Here is a 21,353-nt window from a genome sequence, read left to right as displayed (position 1 = left end):
CTCGCCCGCGGAGGCCCAGGCGGTCGACCCCCACGACGAGCTCCCCGATGGTTCACCCATCCCCGTGCCGCCAGTCGCGTTCCCCCTCAGCCTGCCACAGCCGCCGCCACCGCATCCACCACCGCCTGCCACCCCGGCAACGCCGCCAGCAGACCGTCCGCCCGCCGCCGCCGATCCGCCGCCGACGCCACCCCCAGATCCGCCAGCACCGCCCCGAACGCCCGCTCCCGCTCCGGCGCCACCGGACCCGACACCACATGACACCGCGCGTACGTCACCAGCACCCAGAACATCGCCTCCCGATGCCGGCCCGCCTCGATCAGCTCAGCCGCACCGTCGAACACCACCGGACGCCCCGCCGCACCCAGATCCGCCCCGAACGCGTACCCCTCCCGCGGCAACCGCGCCACCTCGTCGAACACCACCGCCAGCCCGGCCAGATGCTCCCGCACCCGCGCCGCGTCCACACCCGCCCCGCCGCCGTCGAGCGTGTCCAGCAGCCCCGGATACCGATCCGCGAACCCGAACCGCGACAACACCCCCTCCGCCCGCACGTACCGCCGCCGCACCGTCGGATCCACCAACCCCGCCACCGCCGGCCACACCGCCAGCAACGACGTCGGAAACACCCACGCCAGCACCTGCTCCGCGGTTGGCGGTTCGGCGTCGACCGCCCGCAGACCGGCCTCGATCCGCCGCCGCACCCCCGCGCACCGCGCCCGCACCCACACCGGATCCGCGAACCCCGCCGCCACCCGCTCCCGCACCGCGCCCAGCCGGCCCGACGGATCCGCGATCACCCCATCGGTACGGAACATCGGCGCGAACACCCACGACCCCAGCACGTCCTCCGGGCCACCCAACTCCTCCCACGTGATCGTGCTGACCTCCAGCAGCACCCCCCGGTGCACGAACTTGCCCACCTTCGCGCCGGGCTCACGGCGCACCAGCAACACGTCCACGTCCGACGACACCGGCAGCACCGCGTCGTCCGGCAACCCCACAGTCGACCCGCTGAAGAACGCCCCCTCGATCAACGGATCGACGCGCATCCGCTCGCGTACCCACCCGACCGCCACCGCCCGCGCCGCACCGACTCGCATCCCGCCGATCCTGCCAGCAGATCGGACCGCCGCGCGCCCGTCACCGCGGCGGCGTCAACCCCGACAACGCCCGGTTGGTGCGGTTCGCCGCCACCGCCGCCCGCTGCTGACCCGCCGTCACCTCGATGTACGTCTGCGACGACGCCAACGACGCGTGCCCCAGCAACCGCATGATCTCCGCCGCGCTCGCCCCGTCCTCCGCCAGCCGCGTCGCGAACGTGTGCCGCAACGCGTGCAACCGGGCGCCCCGAGGCACCCGGTCACCGATGCCCGCCCGCCGGTAACACGACTCCACCAGGTACTGCAGACCACCCCGCCGCAACGGCTCACCCTGACGGTCCACCAGGAACGGCGCGTCCGGCCGCACGCTGCGCGACCCGAACCGGTGCCGCCGGCTGTCCAGATAACCGGCCAGCACCCGGTCCACGGCGTCCTCGATCGGCACCGTACGCGGCCGCCCGCCCTTACCCGCCATGTCCACCCGCCGCTCGCCGGCGCGCCCGGCCACCGACGACACCCGCAGCGCCAGCAGCTCCGACAGCCGCAACCCCGCGCACAACGCCAGCGCCAGCACCGCCAGGTCGCGCTCCGGCCACGGATCACGCTGCCGGCCCTCCGCGCGCGCCACCGCCGCCAGCAGTTCCTCCGGGGTGTCCTCGCCCCGCAGCGGCTTGGGCCGGGGGAGAGGCGTGCGGGGCCGGCCCACCGCGGGCATCGGATTTCCCGGTACGACGCCCTCGGCGACCAGGAACGTGAAGAAACTGTTCCACGTCGACCAGGCGCGATGGACCGACGCGGCGGCGCGGGGAGCGGCGAACCGCGCGAACGCCGCGCGCATCACGCGGGGGGAGAGGGCGCTGACCGCCAGCCGGTCCAGGGGGAGGGGAGTGGCGTCACCGTCCGCCGCCACCAGCTCGGCCACTGTGGTCAGATCCCTCCGATACGCGGCCAGGGTGTGCGGTGAGGGCTTACGGGTGGCCCGGGCGGTCAGAAACTCCTCGATGAGAGCCCTCACCGTTTCGTCCGGTTTGTCATGCATAAGGGATATTATGCATGATTTTCGCGTTCCCGCCAGGAGGCCCGCTTCGGGGGAGCGCGGGCGATCAAGGCGATGATCAACTCCATCTCGCCGAGACGGCGGTATCCGCAGCCCTCCGATGCAGCCACCTCGGCGAACTGGCGGCAGCTCCGGGCGATCACGAGGTTTTGCCCGGGAGTGCTGTCCAATTTGTCGCCGCCAACTTCATGATCGGCGGACGCGTGGGTGGAGCGAGGTGGGGTTCAGGCGATTGGTGCCTGCCTGCGGGCAACGCCGGCGACGTCGTGTCTGTCGGTGCGAGGCGGCTGGCGGCGGACGGCGAGCTCGCTGTCGGTGCCAACCTCGCCAGGTCGAGCGCGCGGTCCGGCAGGGGTGGCTGCTTGACCCGCCGGCACCCGAAGGTCTGCCGAAGCGGTCACCTGCTCGCGCGGGCGCTCGGGGAGGTCCGTCTCCGGTTTACTTGACATAATGTGCATTATCGAATCTGGCGACGGGGTGCTCAGGCAGGCTTTATGTCCTCCGCGCCGAGCGCGTCCGACATCCGGTCTTTGTCCATCACTCCCCGGCGATCGCCCGTGGATCGGGAACCTGCCCGCCTCGCTGCGCCTCGTGGCAACAGGCGAGGTAGGCGAGGGCGCGCCACCCTGAAAAGCAGCTCCCGCCGGGCCATTCGTTGTCGCGGATCTTCGCCCCTGCCCCGCCTCTCTCTCCCCCACGATGGAGAAGGCGAGGAGCGTTCACAGCCGGCCCGGGCGGTGAGCCCGGCCCCGCGCCGGGCAGGGGCCACAGCCGACCTGTGCTGCGCCGGCCGGTCGCGCCGATGCTCGCCACGCCGGTCGACGCCGTGCCCGAGGGCACTGACCTCATTCACCAGCTCAAGTGGGACGGTTCTCCAGAGATTTCGAGGTGTCTCAGGGGGCGAGACGTCCCCGCGCAGTCAACCTGACCATGCCGACCGACGCGGCTGGGTCGTGCCGGGCGGTCCGAGGCACCCTGGCCTAGGTGTCCTGCGGACGCGGTTCGGTGGTGGCGCGGTGGTAGCGGCCGGCGAGCGTGCGCACGAGTTCGACGAGTTCCGCGGGTTCCGTCACGGTGAAGTCGACGCCGAGCAGGCCCAGGTGGACGGCGAGCGCCTCGATGCTGTCCGCGCCGGTGTCCAGCAGACAGTGGGTGTCGTCGACCGGGGTGATGGTGCCGATGGCGGCGTTGATTTGCTCGATGAGCTGTTCGGCCGGTGCGTGTACGACGACCTGGGCCCGGTACCGCCATGCGGCCGACGACACGCCCCGGCGTACCTGGTCGACGGCTTCCTCGGGGAGATCGCGGGGGATGAATCGGGGGCCCGTCGGGGTACGTGGGTGGAGCCGGTCCACCCGGAACGTTCGCCAGTCGGCCCGCTCGACGTCGAACCCGACGAGATACCACCGTCGTCCCCAGTTGACCAGCCGGTACGGTTCCACCTCGCGCCGGCTCTCGGAGCCGTCGTGGCTTCGGTAGCCGAATCGCAGGCGCTCGTGGTCCCGGCAGGCTGCGGCCAGGACACTCAGCCTGTCCGCGTCCACCCGCGGGCCCAGGTCGTCCCGCGGCACCACGACGGCGTACCGCTTGAGGGCGTCAACGCGACGCTGGAGTCGCGCCGGCAGCACCTGCTCCAGCTTGGCCAGCGCGCGCAACGAGGTCTCCTCGACCCCGGTGATCGTGCCCCCGGCGGCAGTGCGCAGCCCGATCGCCACCGCGACCGCTTCCTCGTCGTCGAGCAGCAGCGGCGGCAGCGTGGCCCCGGCGCCGAGTCGGTAGCCGCCCACCGCGCCCCGGCTGCCGTGCACCGGATAGCCGAGGTTCCGCAGGCGGTCCACGTCGTTGCGAACGGTCCGGGTGCTGACCGACAGCCGTTCGGCCAGTTCGGCGCCGGTCCACTCGCGGGGTGTCTGGAGTAGCGAGAGCAGGCGCAGCAGCCGCGCCGCGGTTTCCAACATTCTTCGCAGTATGCCAGTTTATTAGGAACGGACCTTGCCTAATTCCCTCCTACGCTGATGACCATGACGAACGACAGCACGATCGCACCGTTCCGGATCGACATCCCCCAGGCCGAGCTCGACGATCTCCAGCAGCGGCTGGCCCGCACCCGGTGGGCGGAGGAACTGCCCGCGGACGAGTCGGCGCCGGCTGGTCCGGTGCCGCCCGGTTGGGAGTACGGCGTCCCGGTGGGCTACGTGAGGCAGCTGGTCGAGCGGTGGCGCACCGGGTACGACTGGCGGGCCTGGGAGGCGAGGCTGAACGCGTACCCGCAGTTCACCACCGAGATCGACGGCCAGAACATCCACTTCCTGCACGTGCGGTCGCCGGAGCCGGACGCGACGCCGCTGATACTGACCCACGGTTGGCCGACCTCGGTGGTCGAGTGGCTGGATGTGATCGGCCCGCTCACCGAGCCACGAGCGCACGGCGGCGACCCGGCGGACGCGTTCCACCTGGTCATTCCGTCGGTGCCGGGTTTCGGCTTCTCCGGGTCGACCCGGGAGCGCGGCTGGGACCGGTACCGGGTGGCCCGGGCCTGGGCCGAGCTGATGCAGCGGCTCGGCTACGACCGGTACGGCGCGGCCGGCAACGACGGCGGATCGCTGATCTCGCCCGAGGTGGGCCGGGTCGATCCTGAGCACGTCTGCGGCGTGCACGTGACACAGGTCTTCTCGTTCCCGTCGGGCGACCCCGCCGAACTGGCCGGCCTCTCCGAGGAGGAGCGCGGCAAGCTCGCGTTCGCCGAGTGGTTCAACCAGAACCGGGGAGCGTACGACAAGCTCCAGTCCACCGAGCCGCAGAATCTGGCGCACGCTCTCGCCGACTCCCCGGCCGGCCTGCTGGGCTGGAACGCGCAGCTGCTCGGCGCTTCGCTCGACCCGGATTACGTGCTCACGAACGTGATGATCTACTGGCTGACCAACACAGCCGCCTCAGCCGCCCGGTTCTACTACGAGGACGCGGCGGCGGCCCCCGTACAGCAGAAGTCGAACGGCCGGGGCACCACCGTGCCGGAACCGACCACCGTGCCCCTCGGCCTGGCCAACTTCGCCTGGGACTACCAGTCGATCCGGACGTTCGCCGACCGCGACCACGAAAACATCGTCTCCTGGAACGTCTACGACCGGGGCAGCCACTTCGCCGCCCACGACGCGCCCGATCTGCTCGTCCACGACATCCAGCAGTTCTTCCGCAAGGTTCGCTGATCCGCCGCCGGTTGTAGGCGGACCCCATCAGACCCCCCAGTCTTCACACGAACGGAAACCCTCATGTATCTCGTCATTGGTGCCACGGCTCAGTTTGGACGTCAGGCAGTAGAAGAGCTGGTCGCCGCGGGTGCGCCGGTGCGGGCGCTGACCCGTACCCCGGAACAGGCCGGGCTCCCGGCGGAAGTCGACGTCGTCCAGGGCGATCTGACCAAGCCCGAGACGCTGCCAGCGGCGCTGGCCGGCGTCGAAGCCGCCTTCCTGGTTCTGCAGTACGGGATGGATGTCGCTCCGCTACTGGCGGCTGCGGTGCGGGCCGGGGTGCGGCGGCTGGTGTTCCTGTCCTCGGGGGCGATCGTCCCGGGCGCCGAGCGGCAGCCCGACGTAATCGCCCAGTACCACCGTGACGTCGAGCAGGCCATCGAGGCGTCTGGGATCGAGTGGACGTTCCTGCGGCTTCTCTTCCCCGCCATCAACTCGTTGGCGTTCGGGATGCAGCTCCAGGGCGGTGACGTCATTCGCGCGCCGTACGCCGAAGCCGCGTTCAGCGCCGTGCACGAGAGGGACGTCGCCGAGGTGGCCGCGCGGATCCTGACCGGCGGCGGCCAAGCGGGGCGGGCCTACGACCTGACCGGCCCCGAGTCGCTGACCCAGGCGCAGCAGGTCCGCATCCTCGGCGAGACGTTGGGGCGCCCGCTCACCGTCGAGGACCTCGACCCGGAGCCCGTGCTGGAGCAGATGAGCCAGTTCATGGACCCCGAGTTCGTGGCGGCGCTGTTCGGTCTCATGGCGCAGGCGGTCGGCAGGCCCGCGCCGGTCAACGACGTCATCGAGCAGATCACCGGGCACCCCGCGCGTACCTACGCTCGGTGGGCCGCGGATCACCGGGCCGACTTCGGCGGCTGATCGACGAGGCAGGGGCGGCATCCGCCGCCCCTGCCACACGATGGAGAGGACGGCACGGTGGCACAGGTGCTGCGGCGACGGGAGCTGGGACGAGCCCTGCTGGCCCGTCAGATGCTGCTGGAACGGGCCGATGCGACCGCCGAGGAGGCGGTCACCCGGCTGGTCGGCATGCAGGCGCAGGCGCCCTACGCGCCCTACTTCGGGCTCTGGAGCAGGTTGCGGAAGTTCGGCACTGCCGACCTGACGGACGCGCTGACCAAGCGCCGCCTGGTGCGGGTCGCGCTGATGCGCAGCACCGTCCACCTGGTCACCACGGCGGACTACCGCTCGTTGCGGCCATGGGCGCAGCCCGCGCTCGACCGTGAGCTGGACACCGCGTTCAAGACGATCCTGACCGGTCTGGACCGTGCGGCCGTGGCGGAGTCGGGCCGGGCACTGCTCGGCGCACGACACCTCACCCCGAAGGAACTCGGCGCGGCGCTGCACGAGTGGTGGCCCGATCGCGAGCCCCGCGCACTCGCCACCGTGGTGCGGAACCTGGTACCGCTGGTGCAGGTGCCGCCACGCGCCGTCTGGGGCGTCGGCGGCACCACCCGGTACGCGACGGCGGCCTGCTGGACCGGAGCCGAGCCCGCCTCCGCCGCCGACTCCGAACACATCGTGCTGCGCTACCTGGCCGCGTTCGGCCCGGCGTCGGTCGCCGACGTGCAGACGTGGGCCGGCCGAACCCGGCTGCGGCCCGTCCTGGAGAGGCTGCGGCCACGGCTGGCGGTCTTCCGCAACGAGCACGGGGTGGAGCTGTTCGACCTCCCGGATGCGCCACGCCCCGACGCCGACGCCCGCGCGCCGGTTCGCTTCCTGCCCGAATACGACAACCTCCTGGCCTCCCATACCGACCGCACCCGTGTGATCTCAGAGGAGGCCCGCAAACGGGTCATGACGCGCAACGGGATGCGCGCCACCTTCCTCGTGGACGGGCAGGTGACGGGCGCCTGGAAGCTCCGTCCAGGCAAGGCGTCAGCGACTCTGGAGATCGACCCGTTCCGGCCGCTGACCGCCATCGAGCGCGCCGAGATCGAGGCCGAAGGCGCCCGGCTGCTGGAGTTCGCCGTGCCCGGTGCCGCCCACGACCTCCGCGACGGCACGGCCCCGTCCGTCGGCTCCTAGGACAGGGTGACCGGCGAGGAAACCGGTCAGCCGTCTGAGTCTCCCGCGTCACCGAGGGAGGCTCAGGCTTGGCGCCTGGGTCAGCAGGCGACGCGCCCAGTACAAACGCGGTGACCTCCCACCTGACCACATCAGAACCCTCGAAGCACTTCCGGGTGGAGTTGGGACGCGGCCATGCGGAGCGGGGCCGTCAACCGGCGCCTCTCCCCCGCGTCGGCCGGCGCGACGGTCGGCTCAGACCGGCTGCGGGTCGCGGTGCTCGGCGTCGCCCGCCTCCCGGTCGTCCTCCTCGACGGACCGCAGATCGGGCATGGCGCGCACGGCGGGCGCGAGGGCGGCGACGACGGCGAGCGCCAGCATGACGGCTGCGAAGCTGCCGAACACCATCGGGGTCGGTACCCGGTCGATCAGCAGACCGGACAGCGCCGGGCCGAACGGCGCGACGATCAGCGCGATGAAGCTGGTGGCGGCGTTCGCCCTGCCCTGGAGGTCGCCGGGGGTCAGTAGCGTCTGGAGGGTCAGCATGCTGATGTTGGCCGCCGGTACGACGAGGACGCAGGCGCCGGCCAGCGCGCCGAGGAGCAGTCCGTTGTCGGTGGTGGCCATGGCGGCGGTCAGGACGCCGCAGGCCCAGATGACGGCGAGGATCAGCCAGCGGGTGGGTATCCGGGCGGTCAGCCAGGACGCGACGAGTGACCCGGCGACGGCGCCGAGCCCGACGCACGCCATGACGGTTCCGGCGGACAGGCCGGAGGCGCCGTTGCGGACCGGCACGACGATGATCGCCAGCAGCACGCCGGCGAACGCGAAGTTCAGGACGGCGCCGCTGAGCAGCGTGAACCGCAGTGAGGGGTGGCGCCACAGGAAGCGGACACCGGCGACCGCCTGCCGGGGCAGGGACTCCCCCGGCTCGGTCAGGGACCGGCCGAGCGGGCCGCGCAGCAGAGCGACGGCGACGAGGGAGACGGCGTAGGAGATCGCGTCGACGAGGAACGGCAGTGCCGGGGCGAGGCCGAACAGGAAGCCGCCGAGCGGTGGGCCGGCCAGGTGTACGACGCCGTTGCGGGTCTCGTTGAACACGGTCGCCGTACGCAGGTCGCGGGCCGGGACGACGGCGCGGGTCGCCGCCGCGGCGGCGGGTTGCAGCGCGGCGCCGAGACCGGCGGTGGCGGCGGCGAGGACGGCGAGCAGCAGGACTGGTGCGTCTCCGACGAGGGCGAGGACGATGACGCCGGTGACGGCGAGCAGGGCGCCGCCGTCGCAGCAGAGCATGAGGATGCGCCGGTCGCGGCGGTCGGCGAGCAGGCCGGCGGGCAGGAGTACGAGGACGAGGGCCATGCCCTCGGCGAAGGCGACGAGGCCGGCGTCGGTGGCGGAGCCGGTCATCATCAGGACGAGCAGCGGTGTGGCGACGGCGGTGACCTGGGTGCCGAGTTTGGAGGCGGTCCGGGCGACGGTGATCAGGAGGAAGTCGCGGTTGTGTCGCAGGCCGGTGGGCGGCATGGGGGCTCCGTTGGCGTGGTGGCGGGCGGGAGGTCGGCTCCACCGGCTGTGGGGCGGGTTGACGACGGACCCGGGCGGGCGGGGGGCCGCCCGCCCGGGTCGCCAGGCGGATCAGGTGTGGCCGGGGCCGGTGGCCCTGTCGCCACTGCCGTCTCAGCCGTTGCAGCAGGCGATGCTGATGCTGCTGGACTGCGGCGGGACCGCGTGGCGGGTGCCGTTCTGCGTGGCCATGGCCTGCAGGTTGAGGAGCTTCGTCATGGGGGTTCACCTCCCTCGTGGGTGTGGTGGTCGGGCCTCCGGTGTCGGCCGGAGGGCCGTCGGTGGGTCCGACGGGGTCTGTGGGTGCCGGCTGGTTCAGCTCGCGGCGAGGAGGTGGTCGGTGGACGCGACGTGGGTGGGCGCGTCGAGGAAGGGCAGGGTGACTCCGGTGCGGTGCAGCGCGGCGTGCATCGCGGACAGGATTCCGGCGCCGCCGGCGGCCAGGTCGGTCGAGATCCGCAGCAGGGTGTCGCCGGGGAACGCGAGGCGGCCGTCGAGGGCGTACGCGTGCCAGGCGAGCCGGGTCAGGTGTGCCGGGTGGTGGCGGGCCGCGCCGTCGCGGACGAGGGCGACGGGGCGCGTGGCGCGCGGCCGGTGCGGTGGTGGGTCGTCGGCGAGCAGGGCGGCGGTGGCGAGCAGTCCGGCGCGGCCGTGGAAGAGGCCGGGCAGCAGGACGAACTCGACGTCGACGGTCCGGCGGACGGTGGTGACGACGTCGCGCAGCCAGGGGCGTTCGCCGTGGTGGAGCAGCGTGTGTGCGGCGACGGCGATGCCGGCGCTGCCTTCGTCGAGGTAGAACAGTCGTCGTGCGCCGTCGCGTACGTGCAGGTTGCCCTTGTCGTCGCGGACGGTGTGTTCGAGGTCGCGGCGGACGGCGGTGCGGGCGGCGCGCAGCCAGGCGGGGTCGCCGGTGGCTTCGTGGAGCCGGGTGAGGAGGACGGCCGGGCCGGACCAGCCGCGCAGCAGTCCGGGGCGGGCGGGTTCGGGTACGGGCTGTTTCGTGTCGCCGGTGAGGGTGCGGGCGAGCCGGTCGCCGATGCGCAGGGCGTCGTCGGGGACGGGCCGGCCGGTGCGGAGCAGGGCGAGTCCGATGCCGGCGAGGCCGCTGTGCAGGCCGGGGCCGTACCGGTCGTGGAGGCCGGTGCGACATCGGTCGAGCAGTTCCGCGGCGTCGTCGTGGCGTCCGGTGCGGTCCAGCAGCGCGGCGATGCCGGCGAGGCCGTCGTAGAGGCCGAGGTGCGTGGTGGGTAGGTGCCGTGCGGCGCGGACGAGCCAGTCGAGGTGTTCGTCGCGTTCGGGGTAGTCGGCGCCGGTGGTGACGAGGGCCCAGATGACGCCGGCGGCGCCGTGCGCGAGGGTGGCGCCGCCGTGCGGGAACTGTCCGGGGTCGCCGGGGAAGAGCCGGTCGGTGCGGTGCGGTGTGGCGGTGGCGCGGATTCCGGCGGCGAGTGATTCGAGCAGCGGGGTGTGGTCGGCGGTCTGGGCGGTGGGCCAGGGGAAGCGGGTGACGCGGCTGCGGTCGGGTGCCGTGGCGGCGGCGCCGTCGGTGGTGGGCGCGGTGCGTGCGGTGTGCAGGTCGTCCCGGATGCGCTGGAGGTAGCCGGCCGGCAGGGGGAACCGTCGGGCCGCGGTCGTCAGGTCGTGGAACTTCTCGTCGGTCAGGGCGGTGAGCTGGGTGATCGGTAGGAAGACGGCGAGCCGGAGGCAGGCCAGCGCGTACCTGTCGACGGCCGGGCCGCGGCGTATCCGCGGGGTGGCGAAGCCGGGGTCGCCCAGTGACGGGGTGAAGTCCTCGTCGACCAGGTACGCCTGTTCGAAGTCGACGAGGACGATCCGGCCGTCGGGTCGGATCATGACGTTGGCGGTGTGCAGGTCGCCGAAGACCACTCCCCTGGCGTGTACCTGGGACAGTGCGGTCTCGACCCGGTCGATGACGTCGAGCGCCCAGGCGGTGTAGTCGGCCAGGTCCTGGTCGGTGGGGTCGGGGTGGATCAGGGGGTGTCGCATGGCGAGGTGGTGTTGCAGGGTGTCCCCCTCGACGAACTCCTCGACCAGGAATTCGTGTTCCCACCAGGTGAGGCGGTCGAGCAGTCGTGGTACGCAGTCGAGGCCGGCGAGGCGCCGCAGCATGTCCTCCTCGCGGCGCAGGCGGGTGAGCGCGTCTGTGCCGGCTCCGTCGAGCCCGGCCAGTGGCCGGGCCTCGCGGAGGACGACGGTGCGGCCGTCGCGCAGGTCGGTGGCGCGGTAGACGCCGCCGGCGTTGGAGTGGTGCAGGGCCTCGTCGATGCGGTAGGGCGGGTCGTCGTCGGTTTCGGCGGCCACCGCCGCGATGCGTTCGGCGACGAAGTCGGGTACGGGGGCCCAGTCGGGCACGGTGAAGACGGGTTCGCGCCGGTCGGGGACGAGGGCTCCGTCGGGGCGTACGACGGCGGGGACGGGTTCGTCGCCGTCGACGCACCAGAGTTCGGCGAATCCGCCGTAGCGCAGGTAGAGCGGGCCGTCGTGCCAGCGCAGGTCGCTGAGGACGTACGGGCCGCGGTAGCCGGCGAGCCGGGCGCCGAGGTCGTCGAGGATGCGGCGCAGGACGGTGTCGTCGACCGGGTACAGGGCGGCGAGTTTGCCGCTGCCGGCCCGGTGGGCGTACTTCTCGTTGTTGACCAGGGCGAGGCGGCGGCTGCGCTGGAACTTGAAGGCGACGCGGTGGCGTACGCAGTGGTCGCGTACCAGGTCGAGCACGTCGGCGGCGTCGTCGAGGCCCACTGACACGTGCACCTTCCAGCCCTGTTGCGGCAGCTGCGCCTGGGTGGGGTGCCACATGACCCAGCCGCCGTGCTCGGCGACGCGCCAGCCGGTGGGCGGGGTCTGGTCGGCCAGCGGGAACCGGCTCGCCGCGTCGGCGACGTACGCCGGTGAGTCGACGTGGACCGGGTCGGCGATCAGGAACGCACCGGGCGTGGGCATGGCAAACCTCGCGGCCGTGACGGATGGGATGGGTGTCCGGGGCGTTCGGTGTGTCGCTGCCGTCGTCCGGACTGGTTCCATCGTGGTCGTAGCCGGCCGGTCCTGGCGTCCGGCCGTGGGGCGAGGTTCGGGGTCCTCCCCGGCCCGGTGCCGGGCGCCGGGGGTCCGTCTGGAAGGTGACACCGGATGTCACCCGGTACGGGGACGTCCGCCGGGCCTGGTGTCGGCCAGAATTCGTCGCGTACGCGGGCTGTGCGCCCGCCCTTTCCTGTTCTCTGGAGGTCCGTGATGAAGACCGAGGTCCAGTCGCCGCCGACGGTTGTGCTCCTGCAGGCGCAGCGGCCGGCCGGGTGGGTGACAGTCGCGCGTGGGGTCGCGTTGGACGGCCGGCGTTGTCTGCTGAGGACGGTGGGTGCCGGGCGGCCGCGGTCCGGTGACGCGGTGCGTCTGGTCGGGGTCAGCGGCGCGGAGGTGCGACCGCTCACTGTCGCCGAGGTGTCGGTGCTGCACCGTGACCCGGCGGACCTGCTGATGGTGTCGATCGCCGGCGAGGCGGTTCCCGGTGGGTACGGCACCGACGCGTCGGCGGTGCGCCGGGTGTTGGCGCTGCTCGCCGACGACACGGACCGGCGGTGGCGGGTGGCCGCGGACGCCGCCGGTGCCGTCGTACCGTCGGTGGTGCTGGTGGGGGCGGGCCGGCCGGGTGTGCCGGGCCGTCCGGCGGCGCCGGTGACAACGCACCGGGTGAGCGCGGCGACGCCGCCGGACGGTGACGGCGGCGGTGACGACGACGGCTCCCCGCTGTCCTGGACCTGCCGGTTGTTCGGGATCGGCTGCCCGGCCGAAGACTCCTAGCCGCCGATGACCACGGTGACCGGTGCGGTGGCGCCGTCCGGCCCGGCGCGGGCTGCGAGATGGTGGCGTCGCGATCTTCTGCTGCTGCCGGTGCTGTGCCTGCTCGACCTGTTCACGGCCTCGTCGGTGGTGATCCAGAGCGAGCCGGTCGGCCCGGCCCGGCAGTGGCTGCAGGTGCTCGCCGCGGTGCTGTCGATCGGCGCCCTGTGGTGGCGGGCCCGCGCGCCGGTCGCCGTCTTCGTGTTCGAGTGCGCCCACGGCGTGGCGATGTGGTTCCTGGTGCACGACTACCGGCCGTGGGTGGGCCTGATCGTCGCCCTGTACACGGTGGCGGCGTTGCGGCCGTTCGTGGTGTCGGCGGTGGCGTACGCGGCGGCGTGCGCGCGTAGCCTGCTCAGCGCGCTCGACTCGTTCCGGGTGGAACCGAACCCGGGCGCGCGGGCCGGGGAGTTCGCGGTCACCGCGTTGATGTTCGCGCTCATCTACGCCGCCGCGTGGGCAGCCGGTTCGGTGGTGCGGCGGCACCGGCGGCGGGTGGCCCAGCTGGAACGGGAGCGGCGGCTGGCCCGGGCCGAGGCGGTGGCGTTGGAGCGTCGCCGGATCGCCGCCGAACTGCACGACGTGGTGTCCCACTCGGTGACCGTGATGGTTCTGCAGGCCGCCGGTGCCGCCCGGATCAGCGCCTCCGACCCGGAGCGGACCCGGGAGGCGCTGCTGCACATCCAGCAGGCCGGGCAGCAGGCGATGGCGGAGCTGCGCCGGCTGCTGGCGGTGATGCGGGCCGAGTCGGGTCCGGCGGCCGGCGGTGAGCCGGGCCCGCAGCCGCGGCTGGACGACATCGAGGTGCTCCTGACGTCGATGCGGTGCGCGGGGCTGACGGTGACGATGTCCGTGTCCGGCAGCCCCCGGCCGCTGGATCCGAGTATCGAGCTGGCGGCGTACCGGACGGTGCAGGAGAGCCTGACGAACACGCTGAAGCACGTCGGGCGGCGTGCCTGTGCGACTGTGCATTTCGCGTGGCAGGAGCGGGTGGTGTTGCTGCGTGTCGACGACGACGGCACGGGCCGCGACCCGGGCGGTACGGCGGCGGGACTGTCGACCGGCAACGGGCTGGCCAGTCTGGCCGAGCGGCTGGAACGCGTGGGTGGTCGCCTGGTCGCCGGGCCGCGTCCGGAGGGCGGGTTCCGGGTGAGCGCGACGCTGCCGGTCGCGCAGCGCGGCGATCTCGTGGCGGCGCCGGGTGACGGCGAGGTGTCCGCTGTCGGGTGAACGCGTGTCCGCTGTGCGACATCCGGCTAGCCGCCGACGCCGGCACCGATGATCATGTGGTGGGGCCGCGGTCACGGCCGCCGAGGACGGGAGCCTTCATGATCCGGGTGCTGCTCGCCGACGACCAGCCGCTCGTACGGGCGGGACTCGCGATGCTCCTGACGAACGAGCCGGACATCGAGGTCGTCGGCGAGGCCGACGACGGGGCGCAGGCCGTGGAACTCGGTCGCCGCCTGCGCCCGGACGTGGTGCTCATGGACGTGCGGATGCCCGGCACCGACGGTCTGGCCGCCACCAGGTCGATGGCCGAGGAGAAGCTCATCGACGACGCCGACCGGCCGGTGCGGATCATCATGCTGACCACGTACCACGTGGACGAGGCGGTGCACGCCGCGCTGCGGGCGGGCGCCTCCGGTTTCGTGCTCAAGGACGCCGCGCCCGAGGAACTGGTGTCGGCCATCCGCGCGGTGGCCGCCGGGGAGGCGTGGCTGGATCCCGCCGTCGCCCGGCGGCTGCTCGACGATCTCGCCTCCCGGCCCGACCCGGGGCTGCCCACACCGGTCCAGATGCGCGGGCTCACCCCGAGGGAACGCGAGGTCCTGGTGCTCATGGCGTACGGGATGTCGAACCGGGAGATCGCCGAGCACCTCGTGCTCGGCGACGCGACGGTCAAGACCCACGTCAGCCGGGTCCTGACGAAGCTGGGGATGCGTGACCGGACGCATGCGGTGGTGGCCGCGTACCAGTGCGGCCTGGTGGAACCCGGCACGGCGCCGCCGGCCCGGATGGCCGGCCTGTCCCGCTGAGGCCCGTGGCGCGGCCGGGGGCCTCAGCGGGGTACGGCGGTCAGGCGCCGACGTAGTCGGCGAGGTGTTCGCCGGTGAGTGTGGACCGGGCGGCCACGAGGTCGGCCGGGGTGCCCTCGTAGACGATCCGGCCGCCGTCGTGACCGGCGCCCGGGCCGAGGTCGATGATCCAGTCGGCGTGCGCCATGACGGCCTGGTGGTGCTCGATCACGATGACGGACTTCCCGGCGTCGACGAGCCGGTCGAGCAGTCCGAGCAGCTGGGCGACGTCGGCCAGGTGCAGGCCGGTGGTCGGTTCGTCCAGGACGTACACGCCGCCCTTGTCCCCCATCCGGGTGGCGAGCTTGAGCCGCTGCCGCTCCCCTCCGGACAAAGTGGTGAGGGGCTGACCGAGCGTGAGGTAGCCGAGGCCGACGTCGGCGAGCCGGTCGAGGATGGTGTGGGCGGCCGGGGTGCGGGCCTCGCCTTCGCTGAAGAACGTCTCGGCCTCGTCGACGGACATGGCGAGGACCTCGCTGATGTCGCGGCCGCCGAGGTGGTAGTCGAGGACGGCCGGCTGGAACCGCTTGCCTTCGCAGTCCTCGCAGGTGCTGGCGACGCCGGCCATCATGCCGAGGTCGGTGTAGATGACGCCGGCGCCGTTGCAGGTCGGGCAGGCGCCTTCGGAGTTGGCGCTGAACAGGGCGGGTTTGACGCCGTTGGCCTTGGCGAAGGCCTTGCGGATGGGGTCGAGCAGGCCGGTGTAGGTGGCCGGGTTGCTGCGGCGGGAGCCGCGGATGGCGGTCTGGTCGACGCTGACGACGTCCTCGCGTCCGGCCAGGGAGCCGTGGATGAGGCTGCTCTTGCCGGAGCCGGCGACGCCGGTGACGACGACCAGGACGCCGAGGGGGATGTCCACGTCGACGTCGCGCAGGTTGTGGGTGCGGGCGCCGCGGATGGGCAGGGCGCCGGTGGGCGTACGCGGCTTGTCCTTGAGGGTGGCGCGGTCGTCGAGGTGGCGGCCGGTGGTGGTGTCGCTGGCGCGCAGGCCGGCGACCGTGCCCTCGTAGCAGATGGTGCCGCCGGCGGTGCCGGCGCCGGGACCGAGGTCGACGACGTGGTCGGCGATGGCGATGGTCTCGGGTTTGTGTTCGACGACCAGGACGGTGTTGCCCTTGTCGCGCAGCTGCAGCAGGAGGTTGTTCATGCGGGCGATGTCGTGCGGGTGCAGGCCGATGGTGGGTTCGTCGAAGACGTAGGTCACGTCGGTGAGGGACGAACCGAGGTGGCGGATCATCTTGGTGCGCTGGGCCTCGCCGCCGGAGAGGGTGCCGGCGGGCCGGTCGAGGCTGAGGTAGCCGAGGCCGATCTCGACGAACGAGTCGAGGGTGTCCCCCAGGGCCTTGAGCAGCGGGCCGACGGAGGGTTCGCGCAGGTCGCGTACCCAGGTGGCGAGGTCGCTGATCTGCATGGCGCAGGCGTCGGCGATGTTGATGCCGTTGATCTTCGAGGAGCGCGCTTCGGGGGCCAGCCGGGTGCCGTCGCAGTCGGGGCAGGTGGTGAACGTGACGGCGCGTTCGACGAAGTTGCGGATGTGCGGCTGCATGGCGTCGACGTCCTTGGCGAGCATCGACTTCTGGATGGCCGGGATGAGGCCGGTGTAGGTGACGTTGATGCCGTCGACCTTGACCTTGGTGGGCTCCTTGTGGAGCAGGTCGTCCAGTTCCCGCTTCGTGTAGTCGCGGATGGGCTTGTCGGGGTCGAACAGGCCGCTGGAGCGGAAGATGCGGCCGTACCAGCCGTCCATGGTGTAGCCGGGGATGGTGATGGCGCCCTCGTTGAGGGACAGCTTCTCGTCGTAGAGGACGGTGAGGTCGAAGTCGGTGACGGCGCCGCGGCCCTCGCAGCGGGGGCACATGCCGCCGAGGCGGTTGAAGGTGCCCTTCTTGGTCTGGGTCTTGCCGGGGCCGCGGTCGACGGTGATGGCGCCGGCGGCGCGTACGGAGGGCACGTTGAAGGAGTAGGCGTTGGGTGGGCCGATGTGGGGGTCACCGAGGCGGCTGAACAGGATGCGCAGCATGGCGTTGACGTCGGTGGCGGTGCCGACGGTGGAGCGGGGGTCGGCGCCCATGCGTTCCTGGTCGACGATGATGGCCGTGGTGAGGCCTTCGAGGATGTCGACCTCGGGGCGGGACAGGGTGGGCATGAAGCCCTGGACGAAGGCGCTGTAGGTCTCGTTGATGAGGCGCTGGGACTCGGCGGCGATGGTGCCGAACACCAGTGAGCTCTTGCCGGAGCCGGAGACGCCGGTGAAGACGGTGAGGCGGCGTTTGGGTATCTCGACGTCGACGTTGCGCAGGTTGTTCTCGCGGGCGCCGTGGACGCGGATGATGTCGTGGCTGTCGGCGTGGTGCAGGCCGGTGGTGGCCTTGCTCATGGTGTCTCCGTCCGGTGTTGCGGGTGTCAGTCGAGCCAGCTGCCGTCGCGCATCAGGGTGCGGCCGGGCAGCTCGTCGGCTTCGCGCCAGGCCTGGATGCGGCGTGGCGTGATGCGGTACCAGCGGTAGGGCGTGGTCAGGGTACGGGGGTCGAAGCCGGTTCGGGTGGCGAAGCGGTCCCCGCGGTCGGTGGGCAGGGCGTCGATGGCGAGGCTCTCCACGTCGCCGTCGATCATGGTGACGTCGCGGGTGGGGCCGAGGCCGACGCGGGCGCGGCCGGTGGCGAGGTTGCGGCCGGTGGGGCTGCCGGCCGGCGTGGCGACGAGCAGCGTGTGGCCGTCCCAGTCGAAGGACAGGGGCACGAGGTACGGGGTGCCGTCGGGGTCGGCGGTGGCGACCCAGCAGTCGACGTCGTGGTGGAGGCGGTGGGTGGTGTCGTGGCGGCGGCGGGCGCGGGTGCGGGGCGCGTCGGTCATGGGTGCGGTCAGCGCCGCTCGTTGATGCGGATCAGGTTGCCGGTGGGGTCGCGGAAGGCGCAGTCGCGTACGCCGTAGGGCTGTTCGGTGGGTTCCTGGACGACGTCGGCGCCGCTGGCCTGGAGGCGGTCGAACAGGCCGTCGAGGTCGTCGGTGGCGAGGGTGAGCGCGCCGTAGCTGCCCTTGGCGATGAGTTCGAGGATGGTGCGGCGTTCGTCGTCGGTGATGCCGGGGTCGGCGGCCGGCGGGTGCAGGACGATGCCGGTCTCGGGCTGGTTCGGCGGGCCGACGGTGAGCCAGCGCATGTCCTGGTAGCCGACGTCGTTGCGCAGTTCGAAGCCGAGGGTGTCGCGGTAGAAGGCGAGCGCGGCGTCGGCGTCGGTGTGGGGCAGGAACGCGTAGTGAATGGTGATCGTCATGGTGGTCACGCTAGTGGTGGCCGGCCGGTGCGGGCTTCTCGATTCCTGACCGGTCGGGTCGCCTGTTTGGTCAGGCACGGGGGCGGTTCGGCGGTGTCGGGTGCGTGGCGGGCGCGGTAGGCGCTGGGTGGTTCGCCGACGAGTTCGGTGAATCGGGTGCTGAAGGTGCCCAGGGACTGGCAGCCGACGGCGAAGCAGACATCGGTGACGCTGAGGTCACCGCGGCGCAGCAGGGCCATGGCGCGTTCGATGCGGCGGGTCATCAGGTACGCGTACGGGGACTCGCCGTAGGTCTGGCGGAACTGGCGGCTGAGGTGGCCGGCGGACATGTGCTCGCCGCGGGCGAGGGCTTCGACGTCGAGGGGTTTGGCGTACTCGCGGTCGATGCGGTCGCGGACGCGGCGCAGCCGGGTCAGGTCGCGCAGTCGTTGGGCGAATGCGGGGTCGTCGTTGGCCGGGTGCGGTGGCACGTCCGCATCTTGCCTGCTGGGCGGTGGTGTCGTCCACCTGTTCGAGCGGCGAGTCGCCGCCGGGTGCACCCGCGGCCCGGGCGCACCCGGCGGCGGTCAGCGCAGCCGGCGGGCGGTGAAGCGGGTGGGTGGGTCGGCGATGGCGTCCTGGGTGGCGACGAGTTGCAGTTCGCGGGTGCCGGCTTCGAGGGTCGCCTCGAGTACCGCGTAGATCGAGTTGGTGGTGCGTTCCAGCGCGGTCTGCGGTGAGCCGGTGGTGGCGAGGTGGGCGAGGTAGAGGGCGGCGGTGACGTCGCCGCCGCCGTTGGGGGCGATCGGCAGCAGCGGGGTGGTGACGGCCCAGGCGCCGTCGTCGGAGACGGCGACGACCTCCAGGTGGCCGGCGGGCAGGTCGCCGTGCAGGACGCTGGTGACCAGGACGTGCCGGGGGCCGGTGGCGCGGACGGCGTCGACGGCGGCGAGCAGGTCGTCGAGGGTGTCGGTGGTGCGGCCGGCGAGGAACTCCAGCTCGAACTGGTTGGGGGTGACGATGTCGGCGCGGGGGACGACGGTGTCGCGCAGGTATTCGGGGATGCCGGGGCGGACGAACATGCCGCGGCCGACGTCGCCCATGACCGGGTCGCAGCAGTACAGGGCGGCCGGGTTGGCGGCCTTGACGCGTGCGACGGCGTCGAGGATGACCGCGCCGACGGCGGGGTCGCCCTGGTAGCCGGAGAGGACGGCGTCGGCGGTGCCGAGCACGCCGCGGTCCTCGATCCCGGCGATGACGTCGGCGACGTCGGTGGGGGCGAGCAGCGGGCCGCGCCAGGCGCCGTAGCCGGTGTGGTTGGAGAAGTGCACGGTCAGGACCGGCCAGACCTCGTGTCGGAGGCGTTGCAGTGGGAACACGGCGGCGGAGTTGCCGACGTGGCCGTAGGCGACCGACGACTGGATGGACAGGATCTTCACCTGCTCATGGTCGCATCCCGGGCCGGGTGTGACGGGTGGTGGTGGCGTGATGACGGGTGGCTGCGGCGGTGACCGTTCGGCTCAGCGTTTCGACCGCCGGGCGCGGGGCGGGTTTGGGCGCAGCGTGCGGTGGGGGCATGAACGCGGGTGTTCTCGCCATCTGGACGGAGGAAGCAACGATGCTTTCCGCACTCGATCGTCGGCACACCGTCGCGCCGCCGGGGTACAGCCGCTGGCTGATCCCTCCGGCGGCGCTGGCGATCCATCTGTGCATCGGGCAGGTGTACGCCACGAGCGTGTACAAGAACTCCCTGATCGCGCACTTCGACACGGGGCAGACGGCGATCGGGGTGATCTTCAGCATCGCGATCGTGATGCTGGGGTTGTCGGCCGCGGTGGCCGGTACGTGGGTGGAGGCGAACGGGCCGCGTAAGGCGATGTTCGTCTCGGCGTGTTTCTGGGCGGCGGGGTTCCTGGTCGGGGCGCTGGGCATCGCGACCGGGCAGTTGTGGCTGCTGTATCTGGGGTACGGGGTGCTGGGCGGCATCGGTCTGGGGATCGGGTACATCTCCCCCGTCTCCACGTTGATCAAGTGGTTCCCGGACCGCCCGGGTCTGGCGACCGGGTTGGCGATCATGGGGTTCGGTGGTGGGGCGATGGTTGCCTCTCCCCTGTCCCGGCAGCTGCTGTCGTTCTACGACGCCGGTTACGACCCGTCCGACAGTGGTTCCACCGCGTCGGGGTCGGCGCTGGTGTGGTTGTTCGTGACGCTCGGCGTCGGCTACTTCGTGATCATGATGTTCGGGGTGTTCAACGTGCGGGTGCCGGCGCCGGGCTGGCGCCCGGCCGGGTTCGACCCGGCCCAGGTGGCCGAGAAGCCGCTGGTGACCACCGCGAACGTGTCGGCGGCCAACGCGGTCAGGACACGGTCGTTCTGGCTGCTGTGGGTGGTGCTGTTCTGCAACGTGACGGCGGGGATCGGCATCCTGGAGCAGGCCAGCCCGATGATCCAGGACTTCTTCCGCGACGGCGGCACGTCGGCGGTGTCGGTGGCGGCGGCCGGCGGGTTCGTGGGACTGCTGTCGCTGTTCAACATGGCGGGCCGGTTCGTGTGGTCGTCCACGTCGGATGTGATCGGCCGCAAGCCGATCTACGTGGTGTACCTGGGCGTGGGCATGGTGCTGTACCTGGTGCTGGCGCTGGTGGGGCAGACCTCGACGGCGTTGTTCGTGCTGCTGGCGTCCGTGATCCTGTCGTTCTACGGTGGCGGGTTCGCGACCATTCCGGCGTACCTGCGGGACCTGTTCGGCACGTTCGAGGTGGGCGCGATCCACGGCCGGCTGTTGACCGCGTGGTCGGCGGCGGGCGTGGCCGGACCGCTGATCGTCAACGGGTTCCTCGACGCGCAGGGCGAGCCGGGCACGTTGACCGCGGCGGCGTACCGGCCGGCGCTGTTCACGATGGTCGGCCTGCTGGCGGTGGGGCTGGTGGCGAACCTGCTGGTACGGCCGGTGCCGCAGCGTTACCACGAGCCCGCGTCCGGGCGGGGCGAGACGGAGCAGGGACAGCCGGGGGCGACGGAGAGGAGCGGATCGTGAACGAGCACAGCGGCGGCGGGCAGCTGGTTCGCCTGGTGGTGTCGTGGCTGGTGGTGTCGGCGCTGCTGGGCTACGGCGTGGTGCAGACCGTGATCACGGCGGCGAAGCTGTTCACCCAGTAGGAGACGCGACGCGGCGGCCCGGGGGCGGCAAC

At 72.2% G+C, this 21,353-nt stretch carries 18 protein-coding genes and 1 riboswitch; of the genes, 8 read left to right on the top strand and 10 right to left on the bottom strand.

The annotated features are described in order from the left end of the window. Positions 1 to 6 precede the first annotated feature (6 nt). A riboswitch (ZMP/ZTP riboswitch) is annotated at positions 7 to 88 on the bottom strand. From ACN27D_RS32100 to ACN27D_RS32090, 3 genes are all read right to left on the bottom strand, one after another. After that, positions 87 to 1,103: a hypothetical protein gene (locus ACN27D_RS32100; RefSeq protein ID WP_421500790.1), complete on the bottom strand. Its 1,017-nt coding sequence runs from the start codon at positions 1,101 to 1,103 to the stop codon at positions 87 to 89. Its footprint overlaps the riboswitch before it by 2 nt. Positions 1,104 to 1,143: 40 nt before the next feature. Further along, entirely contained in the window at positions 1,144 to 2,142 is a 999-nt protein-coding gene (locus ACN27D_RS32095; RefSeq protein ID WP_421500789.1) for a tyrosine-type recombinase/integrase, read from the bottom strand. Positions 2,143 to 3,140: 998 nt separating this feature from the next. Then, positions 3,141 to 4,118: a helix-turn-helix transcriptional regulator gene (locus ACN27D_RS32090; protein WP_121686689.1), complete on the bottom strand. Its 978-nt coding sequence runs from the start codon at positions 4,116 to 4,118 to the stop codon at positions 3,141 to 3,143. A gap of 63 nt (positions 4,119 to 4,181) precedes the next feature. On the opposite strand from ACN27D_RS32090, the gene ACN27D_RS32085 reads away from it, so the two are divergent. The 3 genes from ACN27D_RS32085 (at position 4,182) to ACN27D_RS32075 (ending at position 7,439) form a co-directional block, all read left to right on the top strand. Then, entirely contained in the window at positions 4,182 to 5,366 is a 1,185-nt protein-coding gene (locus ACN27D_RS32085) for an epoxide hydrolase family protein (protein ID WP_421500788.1), read from the top strand. A 63-nt stretch (positions 5,367 to 5,429) separates the two neighbouring features. Beyond that, on the top strand, positions 5,430 to 6,272 hold the full coding sequence (locus tag ACN27D_RS32080; RefSeq protein WP_421500787.1) for an NAD(P)H-binding protein: 843 nt from the start codon (positions 5,430 to 5,432) through the stop codon (positions 6,270 to 6,272). A 57-nt stretch (positions 6,273 to 6,329) separates the two neighbouring features. Continuing rightward, positions 6,330 to 7,439, top strand: a complete 1,110-nt coding sequence (locus tag ACN27D_RS32075) for a winged helix DNA-binding domain-containing protein (protein ID WP_421500786.1) — start codon at positions 6,330 to 6,332, stop codon at positions 7,437 to 7,439. 234 nt (positions 7,440 to 7,673) lie between these two features. Here the strand turns inward: ACN27D_RS32075 and ACN27D_RS32070 are convergent, their stop codons facing one another. Both ACN27D_RS32070 and lanKC read right to left on the bottom strand, forming a co-directional pair. Then, positions 7,674 to 8,942 carry an MFS transporter gene (locus ACN27D_RS32070; protein ID WP_421500785.1) on the bottom strand — a complete coding sequence of 423 codons (1,269 nt, stop codon included), beginning with the start codon at positions 8,940 to 8,942 and terminating at the stop codon, positions 7,674 to 7,676. Positions 8,943 to 9,296: 354 nt separating this feature from the next. Further along, positions 9,297 to 11,942 carry a class III lanthionine synthetase LanKC gene (lanKC, locus tag ACN27D_RS32065; protein ID WP_421500784.1) on the bottom strand — a complete coding sequence of 882 codons (2,646 nt, stop codon included), beginning with the start codon at positions 11,940 to 11,942 and terminating at the stop codon, positions 9,297 to 9,299. A 441-nt stretch (positions 11,943 to 12,383) separates the two neighbouring features. Between lanKC and ACN27D_RS32060 the strand changes: the two genes are divergently transcribed. The 3 genes from ACN27D_RS32060 (at position 12,384) to ACN27D_RS32050 (ending at position 14,872) form a co-directional block, all read left to right on the top strand. Next, positions 12,384 to 12,797: a hypothetical protein gene (locus ACN27D_RS32060; RefSeq protein ID WP_358177368.1), complete on the top strand. Its 414-nt coding sequence runs from the start codon at positions 12,384 to 12,386 to the stop codon at positions 12,795 to 12,797. Positions 12,798 to 12,803: 6 nt separating this feature from the next. Then, positions 12,804 to 14,066 (top strand): sensor histidine kinase, encoded by a 1,263-nt coding sequence (locus ACN27D_RS32055; protein ID WP_421500783.1) that lies wholly within the window; start codon positions 12,804 to 12,806, stop codon positions 14,064 to 14,066. Between the two features lie 98 nt (positions 14,067 to 14,164). After that, positions 14,165 to 14,872 carry a response regulator gene (locus ACN27D_RS32050; protein WP_302906530.1) on the top strand — a complete coding sequence of 236 codons (708 nt, stop codon included), beginning with the start codon at positions 14,165 to 14,167 and terminating at the stop codon, positions 14,870 to 14,872. Positions 14,873 to 14,912: 40 nt separating this feature from the next. On the opposite strand, the gene ACN27D_RS32045 is transcribed toward ACN27D_RS32050, so the two are convergent. The 5 genes from ACN27D_RS32045 to pdxY all read right to left on the bottom strand — a co-directional run bounded on the left by ACN27D_RS32045 (position 14,913) and on the right by pdxY (position 19,601). Further along, positions 14,913 to 17,288, bottom strand: coding sequence for an ATP-binding cassette domain-containing protein (locus tag ACN27D_RS32045; protein ID WP_421500782.1), 2,376 nt, complete (start codon positions 17,286 to 17,288; stop codon positions 14,913 to 14,915). A 26-nt stretch (positions 17,289 to 17,314) separates the two neighbouring features. Continuing rightward, positions 17,315 to 17,764 carry a pyridoxamine 5'-phosphate oxidase family protein gene (locus ACN27D_RS32040; RefSeq protein WP_350816853.1) on the bottom strand — a complete coding sequence of 150 codons (450 nt, stop codon included), beginning with the start codon at positions 17,762 to 17,764 and terminating at the stop codon, positions 17,315 to 17,317. A gap of 8 nt (positions 17,765 to 17,772) precedes the next feature. Then, entirely contained in the window at positions 17,773 to 18,183 is a 411-nt protein-coding gene (locus ACN27D_RS32035) for a VOC family protein (protein ID WP_120573776.1), read from the bottom strand. Between the two features lie 5 nt (positions 18,184 to 18,188). Further along, the gene (locus ACN27D_RS32030; protein WP_121684696.1) at positions 18,189 to 18,653 is read right to left on the bottom strand and encodes a helix-turn-helix transcriptional regulator; all 465 of its coding nucleotides are present in this window, start codon (positions 18,651 to 18,653) and stop codon (positions 18,189 to 18,191) included. 96 nt (positions 18,654 to 18,749) lie between these two features. Further along, positions 18,750 to 19,601, bottom strand: coding sequence for a pyridoxal kinase PdxY (pdxY, locus tag ACN27D_RS32025; RefSeq protein ID WP_120569886.1), 852 nt, complete (start codon positions 19,599 to 19,601; stop codon positions 18,750 to 18,752). Between the two features lie 179 nt (positions 19,602 to 19,780). Here pdxY and ACN27D_RS32020 point away from each other — a divergent pair, with 179 nt between their 5' ends. Next, entirely contained in the window at positions 19,781 to 21,199 is a 1,419-nt protein-coding gene (locus ACN27D_RS32020) for an OFA family MFS transporter (protein ID WP_120569887.1), read from the top strand. Then, on the top strand, positions 21,196 to 21,321 hold the full coding sequence (locus ACN27D_RS32015; RefSeq protein ID WP_255419521.1) for an MFS transporter small subunit: 126 nt from the start codon (positions 21,196 to 21,198) through the stop codon (positions 21,319 to 21,321). The genes ACN27D_RS32020 and ACN27D_RS32015 overlap by 4 nt, the downstream gene beginning before the upstream one ends. Positions 21,322 to 21,353: the final 32 nt, after the last annotated feature.

The organism is Micromonospora sp. WMMD1274, from assembly GCF_049179035.1.
GTDB classification, from domain to species: Bacteria; Actinomycetota; Actinomycetes; order Mycobacteriales; family Micromonosporaceae; genus Micromonospora; species Micromonospora tulbaghiae.
This window is presented reverse-complemented; position numbering and strand designations above follow the sequence as displayed.